Below are 19,178 nucleotides of genomic sequence, written 5' to 3' on the forward strand. Positions count from 1 at the left end.
ATATGGCTAATAAGTTGGAAATATGCTATAATAATCCTGACTTATTTGGTATACTGCTAATTAATGAAGCAAATGGAAATACTTCAATCAAGTGATTTTTAAAAGGAGTATAAAATGTTTTGTAAATATAGATATTAAATACAGGAAGGAGAATGCAATTATGAAAAAGGTGAAAATAGCGTTAATGGGGCTTGGAAATGTGGGAACCGGAGTTTGGATGATATTAGATTCCAATAAAAAAGAGATAATGAAAAGATCCGGCTATGACGTGGAAGTGGCAAAAATCCTTGTGAGAAATAAAGATAAAAAAAGAGATGTGGAAGTTCCAGAGGAGATTATAACTACAGATTTTAATGATATATTAGAAGATGATTCAATTAAAATTGTAATTGAAGTTATGGGTGGAATAGAACCTGCCAAAGAATATATGCTAAAATGTATGGACAGAAATAAACATATAGTAACTGCAAATAAAATGCTTATTGCAACTGAGGGAGATGAGCTTTTTGAAAAAGCTCATGACAAAGGTGTGGTATTTAATTATGAGGCCAGTGTGGCAGGAGGTATTCCTATAATAAAGGGAATAGAAGAGAGTTTGACTGCCAATAAAATAGAAGAATTTTATGGAATAGTAAATGGTACTACAAATTATATCTTAAGCAAAATGCAGCTGGAAAGGCTGAATTTTGACGTGGCTCTAAAGCAGGCCCAGGATATGGGATATGCAGAAGCTGACCCTACCTCCGATATTGAGGGATTTGATGCCCAGTATAAGCTTGCCATACTTTCATCTTTAGCTTTTGGAACAAAGGTGGATGTAAATAATGTATATAGAGAAGGCATTACAAAAATTGAATCCATAGACATGAAATATGCCAAAAAATTTGATATGGTAATCAAGCTGCTTGCTATTGCAAAGGAGAGTAATGGAAAACTTGAGCTTAAGGTACAGCCTACAATGATCCCGAAAGAGCATCCTCTTGCAAATGTATATGATTCCTTTAACGCCATATTTATAAAGGGAAATGCAGTAGGAGATCTGATGTTTTACGGAAGGGGAGCTGGAAGTCTTCCAACGGGTAGTGCTGTGGTAGGTGATATTGTTGCCATATTGAGGAGTAATGTAGATGTGGCAAATTACAGTCATATAGCACAAAATGACTTATGGCACAGGGAAATACAAAATATCAGTGAAAGCCATAGTAAATTTTATATCAGAATTACTGTAATAGATCAGCCGGGAGTGCTTGGAGAGATAACAACAATTTTAGGAAAATACAATGTAAGTCTCCGTTCTGTAATACAAAAAGGTGAAGAAAACTCCAAAGGTCAAGTGACAATAGTGTTATTTACCCACAAGACCAGTGAAGCAGATGTAAGTAGTGCAATTGAGGAGCTTATGAATTTGAAACCAGTAATTACAATAGATAATGTTATAAGAATAGAAGACTTTAAAAATTAATAGTTAAGGGTTAATAGTGAAGAGTTAAGGATGATTTTTTTCAGTGAAACTTCATAAAATCCAACAAATCCCATTAAAGTTATGATTTAATGGGATTTGTTTTTAAAGTTTTTCGAAACAAAGTGGAGAAAAAACTTTCATTTACTCTTCACTTTTAATTTTTAATCCTTAACTCTTTAATAATATAATTTTCAAATATTTTTGCCTGTTTTATATCCATGGTACTGACATCATTTAATTTATAAGGTATTTTTAACTTATCATATTTATTTATCCCCAGTGTATGGTATGGAAGAATTTCAAAATTGTCTATTTTATCTAAGGGTATATGACTGCGGATTATATTCAATAATTTGTCCATAGCTTCATAATTATCTGTAATTCCAGGCACCATTACATGTCTTAACCATAATCGGCAATTTGAACGGTTCACAGCCTCTAAAAAGTGATAAAATTCATCCATGGAACTTCCAGTCAAATTTTTATAACCTTCTTTATCTACATGTTTTATATCCAGAATTACAAGATCTGTATATTTCAAAATTTCTTCATAGTTTCCCTTTCCAAAACCTGAAGTATCCAAGGCTGTGTTTATATTGTTTTCTTTGCACAGCTTGAAAAATTCAAGCAGGAATTCAGGCTGCATAAGTGGGTCCCCTCCAGAGCAGGTAACTCCTCCTCCTGATTTTTCAAAATACACCTTGAATTTTAATACTTTTTTTATCAGTTCATTAGCTTCTATCTCCATACCCTCATCCATAATCCAGGTATCTGGATTATGGCAGAAGGCACATCTTAATCTGCACCCTTGAAAAAATACCACTACTCTTATTCCAGGACCGTCCACAAGCCCCATAGTTTCTATGGAATGAATTTTCCCCATAAAGTCACCTTTAAACTCTTTGGTGGAAAGTTCTTTTGATTACTTCTTCCTGCTGCTGTCTTGTAAGTTTTATAAAATGAACTGCATATCCTGAAACACGTATAGTCAAAGTTGGATATTTTTCGGGATTTTCCACAGCATCTAACAGGGTTTCACGGTGCATTACATTTACATTTAAATGGTGTGCTCCCTTTGAGAAATATCCGTCCAAAATGGAGGCCAGATTATTTGTTCTTGTGTTTAAATCTTTTCCCAGGGCATCTGGTACAATGGAAAATGTATTTGAAACACCATCCTGGCACACAGAGCGATAAGGTATTTTAGCCACTGAATTTAAAGATGCCAGAGCGCCTTCCTTATCTCTTCCATGCATTGGGTTGGCACCTGGGGCAAAAGGTTCTCCTGATTTTCTTCCATCTGGTGTGGCTCCTGTCTTTTTACCGTACATTACATTTGAAGTTATGGTAAGTACAGAGAGGGTATGCTCTGCATTTCTATAGGTTTCAGTTTTTCTGAGTTCACTTATGAATTTATTTACAATTTCCACAGCTATATCATCTACTCTGTCATCATCATTACCGTACTTTGGAAAATCACCTTCTGTTTTAAAAGCCACTGCTGTGCCTTTCTGGTTTCTAATTGGGGTAACTTTTCCATATTTTATGGCACTCAATGAGTCCGCTGCCACTGAAAGACCAGCTATACCGCAGGCAAGAAATCTGTGGACCTTGGTATCATGAAGGGCCATAAGTCCTGCCTCATAGGCATATTTATCGTGCATATAGTGAATGGTGTTGAGGGCATTTACATATAATTTTGCCACATATTCAAGTACCTTAAAATAATTTTTCTTTACTTTTTCATAATTTAGAATCTCATCTTCCATTTTTTCTATATGGGGTACTATTTTTTCAAAGGTTTTTTCATCTGAGCCCTGGTTTATGGCATATAAGAGGGATTTTGCAATATTGCATCTGGCACCGAAAAATTGCATTTCTTTTCCCAGAGCCATGGCAGATACACAGCAGGCTATGCCATAGTCATCTCCATATACAGGTCTCATAAGGTCATCATTTTCATACTGCAGAGCATCTGTTTCAATAGACATTCTGCTGCAGTATTTTTTAAAAGGCTCAGGCAAGTTTTGTGACCATAGTATTGTTATATTTGGTTCAGGGGCAGGTCCTAAGTTTGTAAGGGTATTTAAAAATCTATAGGAGTTTTTAGTAACCAGTGTTCTTCCATCTATGGACATACCACCTATGCATTCAGTTACCCAGTTAGGGTCTCCAGCAAATAGTTCATTATAGTCTGGAGTTCTCAAATGTCTTTCAAGTCTTAATTTTATTACAAATTGATCTATAAGTTCCTGGGCTTCTTGTTCAGTTAAAGCCCCTTCTTTTAAATCCCTTTCAATATATATATCCAAAAATGTAGAAACCCTTCCAAGAGACATTGCAGCTCCGTTATTTTCTTTTATGCCTGCCAGGTAGCCAAGATAGGTAAATTGTACGGCTTCCTTTGCATTTCCGGCTGGATTTGATATGTCTATTCCATAACTTGCAGCCATATTTTTAATCTTATAAAGAGCTTTTATCTGCTCTGATACTTCTTCTCTCTGTCTTAGTATGTCTTCCAGCATATCAGGACTTTTAAGGGTCTTTAAATCTTTCTTCTTTTCTTCAATTAAATAATCTATTCCATAGAGTGCAACTCTTCTAAAATCTCCTATTATTCTTCCTCTTCCATAGGCATCTGGAAGTCCTGTTATAAGACCTACATGTCTTGCAGCTCTTATTTCCTCTGTGTATGAATCAAATACACCTTCGTTGTGGGTTTTTCTGTATTTTGTAAATATATTGTTCATATTCTCATCAATTCTGTATCCATAATCTGTAAGGGCATCTTTAGCCATCTTTATTCCACCAAAAGGATTTACTATTCTTTTAAGTGGTGCATCTGTCTGCAGTCCCACAATAACTTCATTCTCCTTGTCTATATAACCAGGCTTAAAATTATCTATTCCAGATACAGTATTTGTATCTACATCCAACACTCCACCTTTTTTAATTTCTTCTAAAATAAGTTCTTCAGATTTTTTCCATACTTTTTTGGTTTTTTCTGTAGGGGAGGTTAAAAAACTTTCATCTCCAGTGTAAGGAGTGTAATTTTTTTGTATGAAATTTCTTACGTCAATATTTTCTGTCCAATTTCCTGTGTTAAAATTCTTCCATTTTTTTTTCATAAAAGCCCCTCTTTTCAATAATATTTTGTAATTTGTAATGAATTCAATTGCAAATTATCTTAATTCTTGATATTAATCAAAAAGACCACCTGGACTTTTTGATTGCCCAGGCGGTCGGCTTTTAAAAATCGTACTCCTTGTGGTTAATTCCACTGCCGCCGGTTATACGATTCCTTCAAATCAATTTTGTGCAACACTAAAATATCATATTTATATTATTGTGTCAATATAAATAGGGAAGATTTTTAAATTCTTTAATCATAAAAATCGCTGTAGAATATTTTTTAATATATATATATCGAAAGGTTTTGAAATATAATCATCCATTCCTCCTTCAATACAAAGTTCTCTATCACCGGGCATGGCGTATGCAGTCATTGCAATTATAGGCATGTGACATTTTTCGTGAAGTTCATTTTTCCTAATTATCTTTGTGGTTTCAAGGCCATTTAATTCTGGCATTTGTATATCCATAAGTATTAAATCTACAGACATGGTTTCCAGAATTTTTAATGCCTGGTTTCCATTATAGGCACTTAAAAAATTATAACCTAGTTTTTTTAACATACCGCAGGCTATTTGCATATTTATTTCATTATCTTCTACTATCAAAATATTTTTGTTTAAAGTGTGGGGAACAGTATCCTCGGGCATTAATTTGCTATCTACAGCTTTATTGAAATACAGTAAAAATTCTGCTGTAAAACTAAAAGTACTTCCTATATTTTCAGCACTTTCAAACCATATGTCTCCATTCATGATTTTTACTAGTTCTTTAGATATTAAAAGTCCAAGACCTGTAGTAGAATAATATTCATTTTGAGGTACTTGTTGATAAACAAATCTTTTAAAGATCTGTTTTTTGAATTTTTCTTTAATACCTGTACCTGTGTCTTCTATGGAGAACTCCAAAATTACCTTTTCATTTACTTGAGATATTTTTTTGACTTTAAATAATATATGCCCTTTCTTTGTAAATTTAAGTGAATTATTAAACAGATTTATAAGGATCTGTTTTAATTTTAATTCATCTCCTATTAATTCAGAGGGAATCAAAGGATCTATGAAATATGTGAATTTTATATTTTTGTTTGAGCATGCATATGAAATTTCCCTTATGAAAGTATCCAGCATATTTTTCAAATCAAATACTTTCATATGTAATTCAATTTTACCTGATTCTATTTTGGATATATCTAAAATGTTATTAGTTATATCCAATAGGTGAGTTGAGGAGTTTCTTAATATTTCCAGATATGGTCTTGTACATTCTCTTATCTCCATTAATGAAATTAAGTCAATGGTTCCTATAATGCCATTTAGTGGAGTTCTAATTTCATGACTCATATTTGCAAGAAAGTTAGCTTTTGCTATATTTGCATTTTCAGCTTCTATTTTTGCTTTTTCCAGTTCTATATAATTACTTCTTAATTCTTCTTCTGTAGAAGCAAGTTCTTCATATATAGCTGAAAGTTCTTCATATTTTTCTTTTAATTGCTTTTCCTTTGATTTTTTATCTGATATATCTCTGGCAATTGCTGATGCCCCTATAATTTTTTTTTCTCTATTGTAAATTGGGGAAATGCATATTGATACCAATATCTTTTTTCCGCTTTTGGTTAATCGAGTAGTTTCATGGTGGTATATTTCTATACCTTTTTTTGTTTTATCTAGAATTATCTCCACATCTCCAATGGTTTCATCAGGTATAAGTTTAGATATATGCGTCCCTATAATTTCATCTTTCTTATAACCATAGAGCTTTTCAGCGCCTTTGTTCCAACTTGTAATAATATCATTTAAATCTTTACTTAAAATGGCATCCTCTGAATATTCCACAATAGAAGCAAGAGTTTCTATTTCTTCTTCTCTTTGTAATTCTAATGTAATATCTCTTATGAGATTTAAAATTATTTTATTTGAATTTAATTCCATGGGAATAAAAGATACCTCTACAGGAAATTTTAAACTATCTTTTGTGCAATAGAAGGTATTAAAATGAAACTCCTCACTGTTAAAATTTTTTAACTGGTTGATTACAGCTCTTTTTTCATCTGATGAGATTAGATTAAATACAGTCATTGACAGGAGTTCTTCCTTTGTATACTTTAAAACTGATAAAGCCTTTTTATTGCCACATATTATTTTCCACTGCATATCTAATATTAATGTAATATATTTAGAGTCTTTTGATATTTTTTTGTTTAAATTATTCAAATTGAAATCCTCCAAATTTATTTTTTTCTTTTAAGATATTTTCAATTTTATTTACAGGCAGAGGTTTACTAAAATAATATCCCTGAATTATGTTGCAACCAATATGGAGAAGGCAGTCTAGCTGTCTTTTAGTTTCGACACCTTCTGCAATAATGTTATAATTTAACGATTTACATAGATTAATTATAGATTTTATTACAGCTTTATTCTTTTTACTTTCGATATTATCAATAAAAGATTTGTCAATTTTTAATGTATTTACTGGCAATATGGTTAAATAGTTTAAAGATGAATATCCTGTACCAAAATCATCTATTGCAACTCTGACCCCTTTTTTTAGCAGTTCATCTAAGGTTTTTATTTTGCATGCGTATAAATCTATCAATGTACCCTCTGTTATTTCAATTTCCAGTAGAGAAGGGGAAATTTGATTTTTTTCACATATATTAATAAGCCTGGTAATAAAATCACTATTTCTCAATTGAATAGGAGAAACATTTACTGATATGGTTTCTATCTTAAAACCCTTTAGTTGTAATTCATAGATCATTTTACATACGGAATTTAGAACCCATTCACCTATGTCTATAATAATTCCTGTGCTTTCACATATTGGTATGAATTCTTGTGGTGAAATAAAGCCAAGTTTTCTATTTTTCCATCTTAGTAGAGATTCAAAGCCTATTACTTTATTTTCTACAGCATCTATTTGAGGTTGATATAGTATATAAAGTTCATTATTTTCAATTGCTGTTTTGAGTTCCTGCTCAATAATAAGTTTTCTTCGATAAAAATAAAATAATTCTTTTTTAAAAAAAGTAGTAGTGTTTTTGCCCTTTTGTTTTGATTCAAATACTGCTAAATCCGCATATTTTTACAGTTCTGCTACATCGCTGCTATCTTCCGGAAATAGAGCAATACCTATACTTATGGTTATATATATTTGTTTTTCTTTAACCTCAAAAGGATTTTTTAGATAATGGGATATTTCCATACAGAGTTTTTTTAATTCATTATAGGAATTAAGTTTGTCAATAAGGAGCATAAATTCATCTCCTCCAAGTCGATATAAAGTTCCATAAGGTTCTATACACATGGCTATCAGCTGGGAGAAAATTACAAGAAGTAGATCTCCATAATCATGGCCGAAGGTATCGTTAACTGATTTAAAGTCATCAATGTCTATAAATATCAGGGCACCGTTTTTATAGTTGTCTAAGATTGTTTTTAAGTCGTTTCTAAATAAGATTCTGTTTGGCAATCCTGTGAGAGAATCGTAGTAAGCAGAGTAATTAATATATTCTTCTAATCTCTTTTTTTGTGTTACATCATTTATTGAACCGGAAAGTAAAATTATTTCACCTGCTGAATTTCTGGTGGCGGCACCTTTAACAAGTAATGATCTAATATGCTTTTCCTTGGTTGATATTTTGAATTCACTTCTGTAAGTTTCCGTATTGCCTTTTATAAAAAAAGTTAAATCGTTTTTGGCACTTAGTTTATCCGGGGGGATAACAATTTCTTCAATAAAATCAAATAGATTCTTAAAATTTTCAGTGTTATATCCTAGGATATTTTTAAAGTTATCTGAAAAAAATATACAACATTTTTCCAAATCCCATTCCCAAAGTGAAATATTGGCTCCAGTTAAGGCTCTTTTGTATATTTGTTCATTGCTTCCATTATAAATTTCCATATTAACCTCCTATTTTATAAGGATATTTAAAGGCTAGTATATTCATTTTTAAATTGATATTTATATGTAGATTAATTATAGTATAAATAATAAAATTTGAATATACTGTATAATAAAATGTCATATTATGCAAGTATAATTTTTACGGTTATTAGAGTGATTTGAGTGAAAGTTTTAATATTTGGCAGTTAAATTATTTTCCAAAGTTTATTGAAACTGGAGTGTTTTTATGCTAAAATTAAACAAATTGAGGGGAACGATGAGGTACACACTTTAATTTGGGCATCCTTGTGTGTATTGGAGTTAGTGATGCAACCGACCCTGTATTCATAAATATTTTATGGATACAGGGTTTTGCTTTTTAAAAATGGAGAATAACTATGGATATTTATTATGGTATTTTGGCTTTTATTTTTGGAACTATCATAGGAAGCTTTTTAAATGTTTGTATATATAGAATACCTAAAGGTGAGTCTATTTTACATCCACCTTCTCATTGTATGAATTGTAATAAAAAAATCAAGGCCTATGATATGATTCCTGTAATAAGTTATATCATTTTGAGAGGAAGATGCAGATATTGCGGCAAAAAGATACATTTAAGGTATCCTGTCTTAGAATTTATAACGGGTTTATTATATGTGCTTATTTACATTAACTTTGGAGTGGGTATAGAGCTTATAAAATATATGGTATTCATTAGTATTATGATTGTAATAGGAATGATAGATTTCCATACCACGGATGTTTACCTTAAAACTACAGGTACAGGCATCATTGCTGGCATAATATTTTTAGTCATATATTTTTATATAGGACTTCCTATAAAAACCTATGTTTATGGAGGGGTATCAGCAGGGGTATTTATAGCTTTAATTATCCTTATAACAAAAGGAGGCATGGGCTGGGGAGATGTGGAGATTGCACTTATATGCGGACTATTTTTAGGGTTTAAGTATACGATGTTAATGTTATTTCTAGCCTTTATTATAGGAGCTGTTATAGGGCTTGTACTTATTTTACTTGGGAAAAAATCCAGAAAGGATTATATTCCCTTTGGGCCATTTATTGTTATAGCTTCTTTTATTACAGTATTTTTAGGACAAAGTATTTTAAACTGGTACTTGTTTTAAATATCTAAAATTGACTGGTTAGGGGGGAGAAGGAGAGAAATAATAGAATGTAAGAATGAGTTAATAACTTTTATTGGTGAAATGTGTAAAAAATCAATTGATTAATCTCTAAATTTTTAATTAAGGGGGAGAAAAATATTATGGAAATGGTAAAAAAGAAAAAGGGTTTTACCCTGATTGAACTTATGATAGTTCTCGCTATTGTAGCTATATTGGCTGTGGTTTTAGTGCCTAAATCTCAGATATTTAAAAACAATTCTAAGAGTGCAGGGGTAACTACTAATGTAAATACTGTAAGGGCTTATTTGGAAACTAAAGTAACTAATAATGGAGGAGTAGCTACCTATTTAAATAGATGGGACTTATTAAATCAGCTTAATGGTGCTTTTAGTACAGGTAATACAGCAAGTCAGTTATTTAATCCTTTTACTAATAATAAAGGTGAAGGACAAACTAAAGCATATGAGGTTATTGATAAAAGTGCTTCAGCAGGTGCAAGTGCTAAAGATGTTCCAAGTAGTGAAGGAAGTGTAAAAAATGATACAGGGATTACTTTTCCTAACACTAATAAAAAAGGAGAAGTTATGATAGTTGTATATAAAAATGGATATGGAATATTTGGTATTGATGGTGGCGGAAGTGCTACTCAAGCTTTTATAGTTCAATAATATTATTTTAAGAGAGAACATGTCTTTACGTGTTCTTTCTTGTATAATTAAGATTATTAAATTTAAGAAAGGAGCAGATTCATGTCAAAAATAAAAAAACGGCTGGGAGAAATACTTATAGATGCAGGAGTTATAACAGAAAAAATGTTACAAAAAGCCCTTATTTTACAGAAGGACACAGGCGAAAAGCTTGGTGAAATACTTGTAGGAAAGGGTTTTATTACTAATCAGCAGATAGTGAATGCCATAAAGGAACAGCTTGGAATACCTGTAGTAAATTTAAATAACATCAATGTAAGACAGGATATTATAGATATTATACCTGTGGCTATTGCCAAAAAATATGAAGTTATTCCTGTGGATATTATGAATGGTTTTTTATTTGTAGCCATGAGTGATCCTTTGAATTATTTTGCCATTGAAGATATAAAAATAGCCACAGGCTATAATGTTAAAACTGCCATAGCGTTGAAGGACAGTATATTAGATAATATTGAAAAGTATTATGGAAAAAGCAAGGCCCAGGAAGCGGCACAAAATTACAAAAAAAACTTTGCCAGTAGAAGAATTAGAGAAGAAGAAATAGTAGATGAAGCCTCCGCGCCAATTATAAAATTTTTAAATACCATAATTGAAAATGCGGTTTTATACAATGCTTCAGATATCCACATAGAGCCTGAGGGAGAGGAAATGAGAGTTAGATTCAGGGTAGATGGCATTCTAAGGGAAATTATGAGGACGGATATAGATATGATTTCCCCTGTGACAAGCAGAATAAAGATAATGGCAGGTCTTAATATAGCGGAGAATAGAATACCCCAGGATGGTAAAATTAATTTTAAAGTTAAGGAAAGGGATATAGCCATTAGAATTTCCACAGTTCCAACAGTTTTAGGGGAAAAAATTGTAATGAGATTATTGGATAAAAGTAATTTTTCTATAGGACTTGAAAAAATTGGGGTGGAACAGAATGAACTGACAAAAATAATGAGGATGATTTCTAATCCTTATGGTATAATACTGGTATCGGGACCTACCGGAAGTGGCAAAACCACAACTCTGTATTCTATGCTGAATACATTAAATGATGTGTCTAAAAACATAATAACCATAGAAGATCCTATAGAGTACAACTTAAAAGGTATTAACCAGATGCAGGTAAATACTAAAATAGGTTTTGATTTTGCAAATGGGCTAAGAAGTATACTAAGACAGGACCCGGATATAATTCTTGTAGGGGAAATAAGGGACAATGAAACGGCGGAAATATCAATAAGGGCAGCACTGACAGGCCATATGGTGTTGTCAACTATTCATACCAATAATGCAGTGGGCACTATAGGAAGACTTTTGGATATGGATATAAAGCCTTTTTTAATATCTTCCACTCTGGCAGGAGTAATAGCCCAGAGGCTGGTTAGAAAGATATGTCCAAATTGTGGAGAAGAGTACACAAGTGATGAAAGGGAAATGAGACTTTTGGGGGTAAAGAATGCTGTGAAGCTTAAAAAGGGCATGGGATGCAGTTTATGTAATGATACGGGATATAAGGGAAGAATAGGTATCTTTGAAATACTTGAATTGGATAAAGATATTAAAAATCTCATAGACATAAATTCTACTGAAAGTGAAATTAGAAAGACAGCTTTTAAAAAAGGTATGAATACACTGAGAGAATCCTGTATAAATAAGGTTTTAAACGGAACAACCACCATTGATGAAATGCTAAAGGCTACTTATGGAGAACTTGTTTAATTTTCAAAGGCTTAAAGGGCTAGGTATAAAAAAGCATTTGTCAAAGTCAACTTCTCTGAATTTAAGAAGTATTTAAGTCTAAAATACATTGTGGAAATAGTTTTAGGGGAAAATAAATTATGAAAAAATTTATATGTAAATTTTGGAATGATGAATTTGAAATAATAAAAGAAGAAATGGAAGAAGAAAGTGCCAGTGCAGTAATTGATATTCTAAAAGCCAGAGGATTGAGAATAATATATGTAAAAGAAAAGTTTACTTTATCCCGGTTTGGATTTTTAAATAGAAAATTTAGTGAGGAAGTGCTGGCTAATTTTTGCGGTCAGACAGCCATGATTTTAAATTCAGGAGTAAATCTTTTATCAGGACTTGAAATAATACAGCAGCAGACTAAGAATCAAAATATGAAAAAAGTAATCTTGAGGATAATTGAAGGTATAAAAAAAGGAAAAAATTTAGCTGAATCTATGAGAGCCTGTGAAAAATTCCCCAAATTGTTGATTGATATGGTTATGACAGGAGAAGTCAGTGGAAATGTGGATACTGTACTTTATAATATGGAAAGTTTTTATAAAAGGGAAGCAAGTATGAATAATAAAATTAAAAATGCTTCTTTATATCCCACATTGATCTTGGTTGTTGCAGTAGGCATGATGCTCTTTTTTAATTTTTTTGTATATCCTGAAATAAGAGATTTATTTACAGGAGAGAATTTACCGGCTGTAACAATAATTGTGTTAGGTATTATGAATTTTTTAAACAACAATTATTTATATATAATTACAGGTATAATTATTTTAATAGGGATACTTAAATATATGAGTACCATTCCAAAAGTTGCATATTTTTGGGGCAAGACTGTTTTGAAAATTCCTGTTTTTGGTCCTGTAAAAGAGAATGTAATTACGTCAAGGTTTACTAGAAGTATGGGGATATTTTTAAAATCTGCAGTTCCTATTATAACTATAATGGAAAATATAAAGTTTATAGTGGATAATCAGTTTATAATGAAAAAAATAGAAAATGCTGAAAGAGAGCTTATGACCGGTATAAAATTTGCAGATTCCATTGAAAATGAAAAAATATTTGAACCCCTGGTAACTCAAATGATAAAAGTAGGTGAAGAAACAGGAAGGCTTGATGAAATGATGTTTAAATTGGCAGATATATATGATGAAAAAGTACAGATAGGAATTACAAGACTTATGTCTTTGGTAGAACCTGTCCTAACTTTAATTATAGGCATAGTTGTGGGAGTGGCAATACTTGGCATGGCACTTCCTGTAATGCAGATTACTCAGGGAATGCAATAAAAATAATGTGGAGGTAACTAGATGTCTTCCAAAATGGTATTTAGTTTTAAAGAAAATTATGCAGATGTGGCTGTTGTATCAAAACTAATAAATAAAATAAAGATAAAAAAAGCAGCAAGAATAGAAGAAAATAGTGAAGACATTTCTGGAGGAGAACCCTATGCTGATGAATATAATTTGAATAAAATTAAAAATATTAGAGAAAAATTTAGGATTATAAACAGGAATGTGGGAATAATTTTAAATTGGGATAATATTGTAACTAGAATTATAGATGTACCTTTAATGAATAAAAAAGATTTAAAAAATTTTATAGAAAACAATATTGAAGAATATTTTGCCGTTAGTATGAATGAATATTGCAGTGATTATGAAATTGTATCTTTGGATAAAAAGCAGCGTAAAAAAGGGAAAATGTCTATTATGTTAACTGTTGTACCCAGAATAAAATTAAAAAAAATATTGGATTTTATAAAATATTGCGGACTGAACCCGGTGTCTGTAGGAATATATCCGGATTACATATCAAATTTGTTCTTAGGTACAGACAGCAGTACAGCAGTTATAGATGTAAACAGTGGAAAAACTACCTTAACTATATTGGATAAGGAGAAGATATTTCTTTATTCACATATCTCCAGTGAAAATTACCAAAAATATGAAAAAGATTTCAGCGATGTATTGGAAAATATTGATTATTTTTTAAATTTTTATTCTACAAGACATTTTGGAAATAGGGTTGAAAAACTATATATTATGGGCGAATTTTACAATAATCCTAATTTATATAATCTTATTAATAATCAAACCTCTATGGAACCTGTAATGGGAATTCCCTTAAAACTTTCAAAACTAATTAAAAATAGTCCTGTAGATATTAATATTTATAGTGATATACTGGGATATTTTATACCAGTAAAAAATGTTTATAATAAAAAAATAGATTTTATTGATAAATTATATAGGAAAAAGAAAGCAAAAATATCTGCTAATAGAATAATTATAATAGAAGCAATAATATGTATATTGATAACGTTGATTACAGCGGTGGGAGTGTTTATATATAGTAAAATAAGTTTACCAAAGTATGATACAGCAGCTTTAAATTTACAAATAGCTGCCCTAAGCGATGTGCAAAAGAATATAGATAAGCTGGAGCAGGAGAAGAAAGAATATGAGGAAAAGGCCAACAACATGGAAAAAATCAATAATCATGAATTCGATTATATAGGTATATTGGATATTTTAAGACAGGGCCTTCCAAAAGAAGTATCGATAAAAAATATTGCTATGGATAAAAACAATGTAAATGTTACATTTAATATAAATAACAGTACCCTAGATGGTGCCAGAGTTATTGTGGCTTTGAACAAAATGAATGTATTTGAGCCGGTGGAACTTCCTCAAATAGAGCTTGATGATAATGTAAAAGAAATTACACTTAACCTTAAGATAATAAATTCATATAAAGGCGTGAGTATAAGTGGAAAAAAATAAAAGAGATTTGATGATTTTGATAGCACTGCTGTTTGTTGGAATTAATTATGCCAGTTATACTTATTTTATAAAGGCACAGTTAAATAGTGTAGAACAGGCTAAAAATAAATATATTACCCGAAAAAAAGAATTAAGCAGCATTAAATTAAAACAGCAGTCTATTCATACCAAAGAGAAGGAGATAGAAAAGCTTAAACAGGAAACGGCGGACTTTGACAGTATGGTTCCTGTTAAAGTGGATACTCCTAAGCTTATATATGATTTTTATAATGGATGTAAGTCGTCTGGAGTTACAGGACAAAGTATTTCTTTTGAATTATTAAATGAGGAAGACAATAGTGGTGATGAAAATTCTAATAACGCCAGTAATACCACTGATAATAAAGACAGTACAACTTCACAAAACAACCAGGACAGTGGAAAATTTTATACCCTTTCAATAAATTTAAAAGTAACGGGAAATAAGAGCAACATAGAAAATTTTATAAAAGGATTGAAAACTATCACTGAAAGAAAACTTAATGTAAAAAGCATTACTATTTCCACCCAAAACAGTATCACATCAGGAAGTTCTAATAATGGTACAGATACTCGAAATCTTTTTCCCGAAAGTAATAGCAGTGGTCTAGAGGAAAATGTAAATAATAATCAGACAGGTGAGGGCAGTACTCAGACATCTCAGGAGCTTTTATCAGAAATTGTTTTTTATGAATATATACAAGACAGCGGAAATGGCGGGGGGAATTTACAGGAGAACTATGGCTTTTATGATAGTGAGAGAGAAGGTTTTAATAGTATTTCTGATATGTTTAAATAAAAATGAAAGTTAATTTTAAATATGGTGGTAAGGAGGATCAGTCAGGTGTGCAGAAAAAGAGGATTCACGTTAATAGAAATTATGATAGTTATAGCAGTTATAGGCATACTTTCAATGGTTTTAGTGCCAAAAGTAGGGGCAATTAAACTGCAGTCAAAAAATAAAAGTGTATCTACCAATGCACTGCTTGTTAGGACTTATCTTGAAAATAGAGCTGGAAAGGACGGTATTTCCTATCATAAATCTATAAGTGAAAATAAAACTTCTGCAGAAGCTCTTGTTTCTCTTGTAAATAATGTGGCATCGGAGATGAGTTCAAAATTTTATGGAAGCAATGCACTGATAAACCCTTTTACTGATGCAAATTCCGTATATCCTCAAGGTAATGTGAGCAGCGGTACTTCTTCCACAAATTCCTCAGTTATTATATATTATTGTGAAGATACTTTACCTTCAAGTAATAATGATATAATCAACGGCAGTAGTTTACCCAAGGGGACAGGCTTTGCAGGAAATGTAGTGGCGGTTATTTATAGTACAGGTTACGTGCTGTATGGTTTAAATAACAGCGGTGAAATAATTAATCCTCCATATATTATTAAATTTCCTCCTGCATCTACCAGCAGTTCTGGCAGTGGAGGGTCTTCTGGAGATGATGGAGGTGATTCAGGTAATGGCGGAGGAAGTGGAAATACCATAGGAGATTTTTTTGAAGCTAACTGCCTTAATGTATTTGGAGATAGCAGCAGTGAAATCAATTTAGGAAATGGCAGTACCAACATGAATATTACGGGTTCTGCATACCTTCAGGGTAAGAAGATTACTTTCCAGCAGAATACTAATGTTAATGGAGATTTCAATATATTGGGTGTAGGTTCTGGAAGTAGTGTTGTCACTGGAAATGGTGGCAATAATACAGTAAAAGTTACAGGGCAAACTAATTTTCAAGCATATAATATGACATTTAAGAGTAATTTACAAACGAGCAGCAATATATCTATCTTAGGTATCAATAGTGTTACCTTCGATAATGTTGGTATCAATGCACAATTTAATAGTGGAAGTGTTCAAATACAAAGCAATAAAGATATAAATTTTTACAGCGGTGTTAATGTGGCAAACAGTAAATTTTATGTAGTAGCCGGTGGGAATAATTACTTTAATAATACCGGTGGCAATTTAACTTTGGATAATGGAAGCTCTGCATATATTCAATCTGGGCAAAATACACAATTTTACTATGCAGTAAATTCAGAAGCTCCTATAACGATGATTGCAGGGAATAATTTGGATTTTGGAAACAATGGTCAAAGTGTAAATATAAATGGCAAAACATATCTTAAAGCAGAAAATACTGTCAGCATTTTAAGGAGTGTAACATTAGGAGATACTTATATAGATGCCGATACTTTTAATTATGGGCATTCAAATATAAATACGTCTAGTCTAAAGACTCATGTAAATAGTTTTTCTCATGATCAATATGGAGGATCATTAAATCCAGGCTATACGCAAGTATCAGAGAAAGAGCCTACTGTACCAGAAGCAGTTGCACCTAGTACATCTATTAGTGAGATAACCACTACCAGGTTAATAAAGACACTTAAAAATACTAACTATACCAGTGGTTATGATACTACTACTTATCCAGGCATAGCTTTTTATATGGTTAAGGGGTCAGATACCAATGCGTTAAAACAGGCACTACAGGCTTCTAATATCAATTCAAGTATGTATAAGTTTTTAATAATAGATGGAGATTGTGCTATTAATAAAAATGCTAATATTAATAATGGCGAGGATATGATTTTGAGTAATTTTATAATTTATTGTGCTGGAAAAATGAGCTTTCCCAGTAATAGCAATCTTGCTAATGTAACATTTAATAATTCATCAATTATCGCTAAAAGCATGGATACGAAGCTTCAATCTACTTTTACAATAACACAGCCAAGCAGTACTCAATATACAGCAAGTATTAAAAATGAAATCAATGATATATGTGAGCAATATCTTAATTAAGGTATTGGTAAAAGCATAAGTAAGAATGGTAGATAATTTTAAAGGCAGGGAGTTTAAATGAAGAGTACAGGTTTTACCTATATAGAAGTTATGATGGCTATTACCATATTTTTAGTACTGTCTGCTTTGGCGGTGAGACTTAATATTACAGCAAATAAAAATATGAATATGCAGATTCAAAAGCAGAATGTAATGATGGAGGCACAAAAGTGTCTGGAAGAGTATAAAAATAATCCGGAAAATTATCAAAATACAAATTCACAGCTTACTTTTAAAAAAAGTCCTATTGAAAATAATCTTTTTGAAATTATAATAACTGACAATTCCAGCGGAGAAGAAATATTAAAATCATATTTTTTTGAAAAGTAAGGTGAGAGCATGAAAAAAAAAGGATTTACTTTAATTGAATTGATGATAACATTGACTATTTTTGCTATATTTTCGGCATATCTTTATCAAACTTTTTTTTCGCAGATAAGACAATCTTTTAGTTTGAACAATAATATAGATGTTCAGTATAATGTAAATAAATCTTTAAATATGCTTACAGATAATATAAGAAGCTATAGTTCAACTAATGGCACTAAAATTCTAAAATCTTCAGATGGGAGTAAATCAATTTCCATAAATCAAAATGGAGAAATTCAGGTAAATAGTATAAATGATAATGGCAATATAGTTAATGTGCTTTCAAATTTCCCAGAGTCGGGTTCACCTCCTCCTTCTGATATACAATATGATAGTATTAATAAAACCTTATATTTTAAAAATGACAATCAGAATAAGTGCTTTAATATAGATTCTGTTGATTTTTCAACTGAAAATAAAAATGGAATAATTGTAATTACAGTTTCCGTTTTAAAAGGAAATGTACACATTGAAAGCTCCACAGCTGTTAATGTAAAGAAATGAAATATTTTTTATTTTTGTACTATACAGAGGGAAGAAGGAAAATATTATGAAGAAAAAAGGTTCTGCCCTTTTAATAGTTGTTATTATTATGATGATAGTTTTTACGTTAGCTGCATATATGGTGGATACCAGTATTAAAAGCAATAGGGCAGCTTCAGATACACTAAATAGAACCAGAGAATATTATAGTGCCGAAGCAGGTGTTTATGATTGCATAAATGAGATCAACAAGAAAATTGATGGTAAAGAAGTTGACGAAAATATTGGAACCGATGGCAATACTTCAAATAAAATAACCTATAAGGATATTATAGAAGTTTATAAAGCCTCATTTCAATGTACAGAAAAACCTAATTCTGATGGGGATAATGATTCACCCAAAAAATACACCTTTAAAATCACCTCTTCAGGTAATTATGCTTCTCAAGGCTGCGGTATAGTTGCACAGGTATCCATTTATTATAATATTAATAGTGTATCAAATGTATATGAGTATTCACGTTATACTATAGATAGCTGGAAAGTTTATAGTGCCTTAGATATTCAGTAGCAAGTTTA

The 19,178-nt window shown here is 31.3% G+C and carries 16 protein-coding genes and 2 riboswitches; of the genes, 11 read left to right on the plus strand and 5 right to left on the minus strand.

What is annotated here, in order from left to right:
- Window positions 1–160 precede the first annotated feature (160 nt).
- Window positions 161–1,462 (plus strand): homoserine dehydrogenase, encoded by a 1,302-nt coding sequence (locus tag CKL_RS05440; protein WP_012101484.1) that lies wholly within the window; start codon window positions 161–163, stop codon window positions 1,460–1,462.
- A gap of 154 nt (window positions 1,463–1,616) precedes the next feature.
- Here the strand turns inward: CKL_RS05440 and pflA are convergent, their stop codons facing one another.
- From pflA to CKL_RS21210, 5 genes are all read right to left on the minus strand, one after another.
- On the minus strand, window positions 1,617–2,345 hold the full coding sequence (pflA, locus tag CKL_RS05445) for a pyruvate formate-lyase-activating protein (RefSeq protein WP_012101485.1): 729 nt from the start codon (window positions 2,343–2,345) through the stop codon (window positions 1,617–1,619).
- 10 nt (window positions 2,346–2,355) lie between these two features.
- On the minus strand, window positions 2,356–4,590 hold the full coding sequence (gene pflB / locus CKL_RS05450; protein ID WP_012101486.1) for a formate C-acetyltransferase: 2,235 nt from the start codon (window positions 4,588–4,590) through the stop codon (window positions 2,356–2,358).
- 97 nt (window positions 4,591–4,687) lie between these two features.
- A riboswitch (ZMP/ZTP riboswitch) is annotated at window positions 4,688–4,766 on the minus strand.
- 82 nt (window positions 4,767–4,848) lie between these two features.
- On the minus strand, window positions 4,849–6,807 hold the full coding sequence (locus tag CKL_RS05455; RefSeq protein ID WP_012101487.1) for a PAS domain S-box protein: 1,959 nt from the start codon (window positions 6,805–6,807) through the stop codon (window positions 4,849–4,851).
- On the minus strand, window positions 6,800–7,582 hold the full coding sequence (locus tag CKL_RS21205) for a putative bifunctional diguanylate cyclase/phosphodiesterase (RefSeq protein ID WP_341271434.1): 783 nt from the start codon (window positions 7,580–7,582) through the stop codon (window positions 6,800–6,802). The genes CKL_RS05455 and CKL_RS21205 overlap by 8 nt, the downstream gene beginning before the upstream one ends.
- Window positions 7,583–7,681: 99 nt before the next feature.
- On the minus strand, window positions 7,682–8,503 hold the full coding sequence (locus tag CKL_RS21210; RefSeq protein ID WP_012101489.1) for a sensor domain-containing diguanylate cyclase: 822 nt from the start codon (window positions 8,501–8,503) through the stop codon (window positions 7,682–7,684).
- A gap of 243 nt (window positions 8,504–8,746) precedes the next feature.
- A riboswitch (cyclic di-GMP riboswitch) is annotated at window positions 8,747–8,833 on the plus strand.
- Between the two features lie 50 nt (window positions 8,834–8,883).
- On the opposite strand from CKL_RS21210, the gene CKL_RS05465 reads away from it, so the two are divergent.
- The 10 genes from CKL_RS05465 (at window position 8,884) to CKL_RS05510 (ending at window position 19,170) form a co-directional block, all read left to right on the plus strand.
- Window positions 8,884–9,636 carry a prepilin peptidase gene (locus CKL_RS05465; protein WP_012101490.1) on the plus strand — a complete coding sequence of 251 codons (753 nt, stop codon included), beginning with the start codon at window positions 8,884–8,886 and terminating at the stop codon, window positions 9,634–9,636.
- A 140-nt stretch (window positions 9,637–9,776) separates the two neighbouring features.
- Window positions 9,777–10,304 (plus strand): type II secretion system protein, encoded by a 528-nt coding sequence (locus tag CKL_RS05470; protein ID WP_012101491.1) that lies wholly within the window; start codon window positions 9,777–9,779, stop codon window positions 10,302–10,304.
- Window positions 10,305–10,385: 81 nt separating this feature from the next.
- Complete coding sequence (locus CKL_RS05475; RefSeq protein ID WP_012101492.1) at window positions 10,386–12,059, plus strand: GspE/PulE family protein; 1,674 nt, start codon at window positions 10,386–10,388, stop codon at window positions 12,057–12,059.
- Window positions 12,060–12,178: 119 nt separating this feature from the next.
- The gene (locus CKL_RS05480) at window positions 12,179–13,372 is read left to right on the plus strand and encodes a type II secretion system F family protein (RefSeq protein WP_012101493.1); all 1,194 of its coding nucleotides are present in this window, start codon (window positions 12,179–12,181) and stop codon (window positions 13,370–13,372) included.
- A gap of 21 nt (window positions 13,373–13,393) precedes the next feature.
- Window positions 13,394–14,869 carry a type IV pilus biogenesis protein PilM gene (locus tag CKL_RS05485; RefSeq protein ID WP_012101494.1) on the plus strand — a complete coding sequence of 492 codons (1,476 nt, stop codon included), beginning with the start codon at window positions 13,394–13,396 and terminating at the stop codon, window positions 14,867–14,869.
- Window positions 14,856–15,686 carry a hypothetical protein gene (locus CKL_RS05490; protein ID WP_012101495.1) on the plus strand — a complete coding sequence of 277 codons (831 nt, stop codon included), beginning with the start codon at window positions 14,856–14,858 and terminating at the stop codon, window positions 15,684–15,686. The genes CKL_RS05485 and CKL_RS05490 overlap by 14 nt, the downstream gene beginning before the upstream one ends.
- A gap of 45 nt (window positions 15,687–15,731) precedes the next feature.
- A complete protein-coding gene (locus tag CKL_RS05495) occupies window positions 15,732–17,708 on the plus strand; it encodes a type II secretion system protein (RefSeq protein WP_012101496.1) in 1,977 nt (658 codons plus the stop codon).
- A gap of 57 nt (window positions 17,709–17,765) precedes the next feature.
- On the plus strand, window positions 17,766–18,077 hold the full coding sequence (locus tag CKL_RS05500; protein WP_012101497.1) for a type II secretion system protein: 312 nt from the start codon (window positions 17,766–17,768) through the stop codon (window positions 18,075–18,077).
- Window positions 18,078–18,086: 9 nt separating this feature from the next.
- Window positions 18,087–18,620, plus strand: a complete 534-nt coding sequence (locus CKL_RS05505) for a PilW family protein (RefSeq protein WP_012101498.1) — start codon at window positions 18,087–18,089, stop codon at window positions 18,618–18,620.
- Between the two features lie 46 nt (window positions 18,621–18,666).
- Complete coding sequence (locus CKL_RS05510; RefSeq protein ID WP_012101499.1) at window positions 18,667–19,170, plus strand: pilus assembly PilX N-terminal domain-containing protein; 504 nt, start codon at window positions 18,667–18,669, stop codon at window positions 19,168–19,170.
- Window positions 19,171–19,178 lie beyond the last annotated feature (8 nt).

Origin of the sequence: Clostridium kluyveri DSM 555 (assembly GCF_000016505.1) — a bacterium.
Taxonomy (GTDB): domain Bacteria; phylum Bacillota; class Clostridia; order Clostridiales; family Clostridiaceae; genus Clostridium_B; species Clostridium_B kluyveri.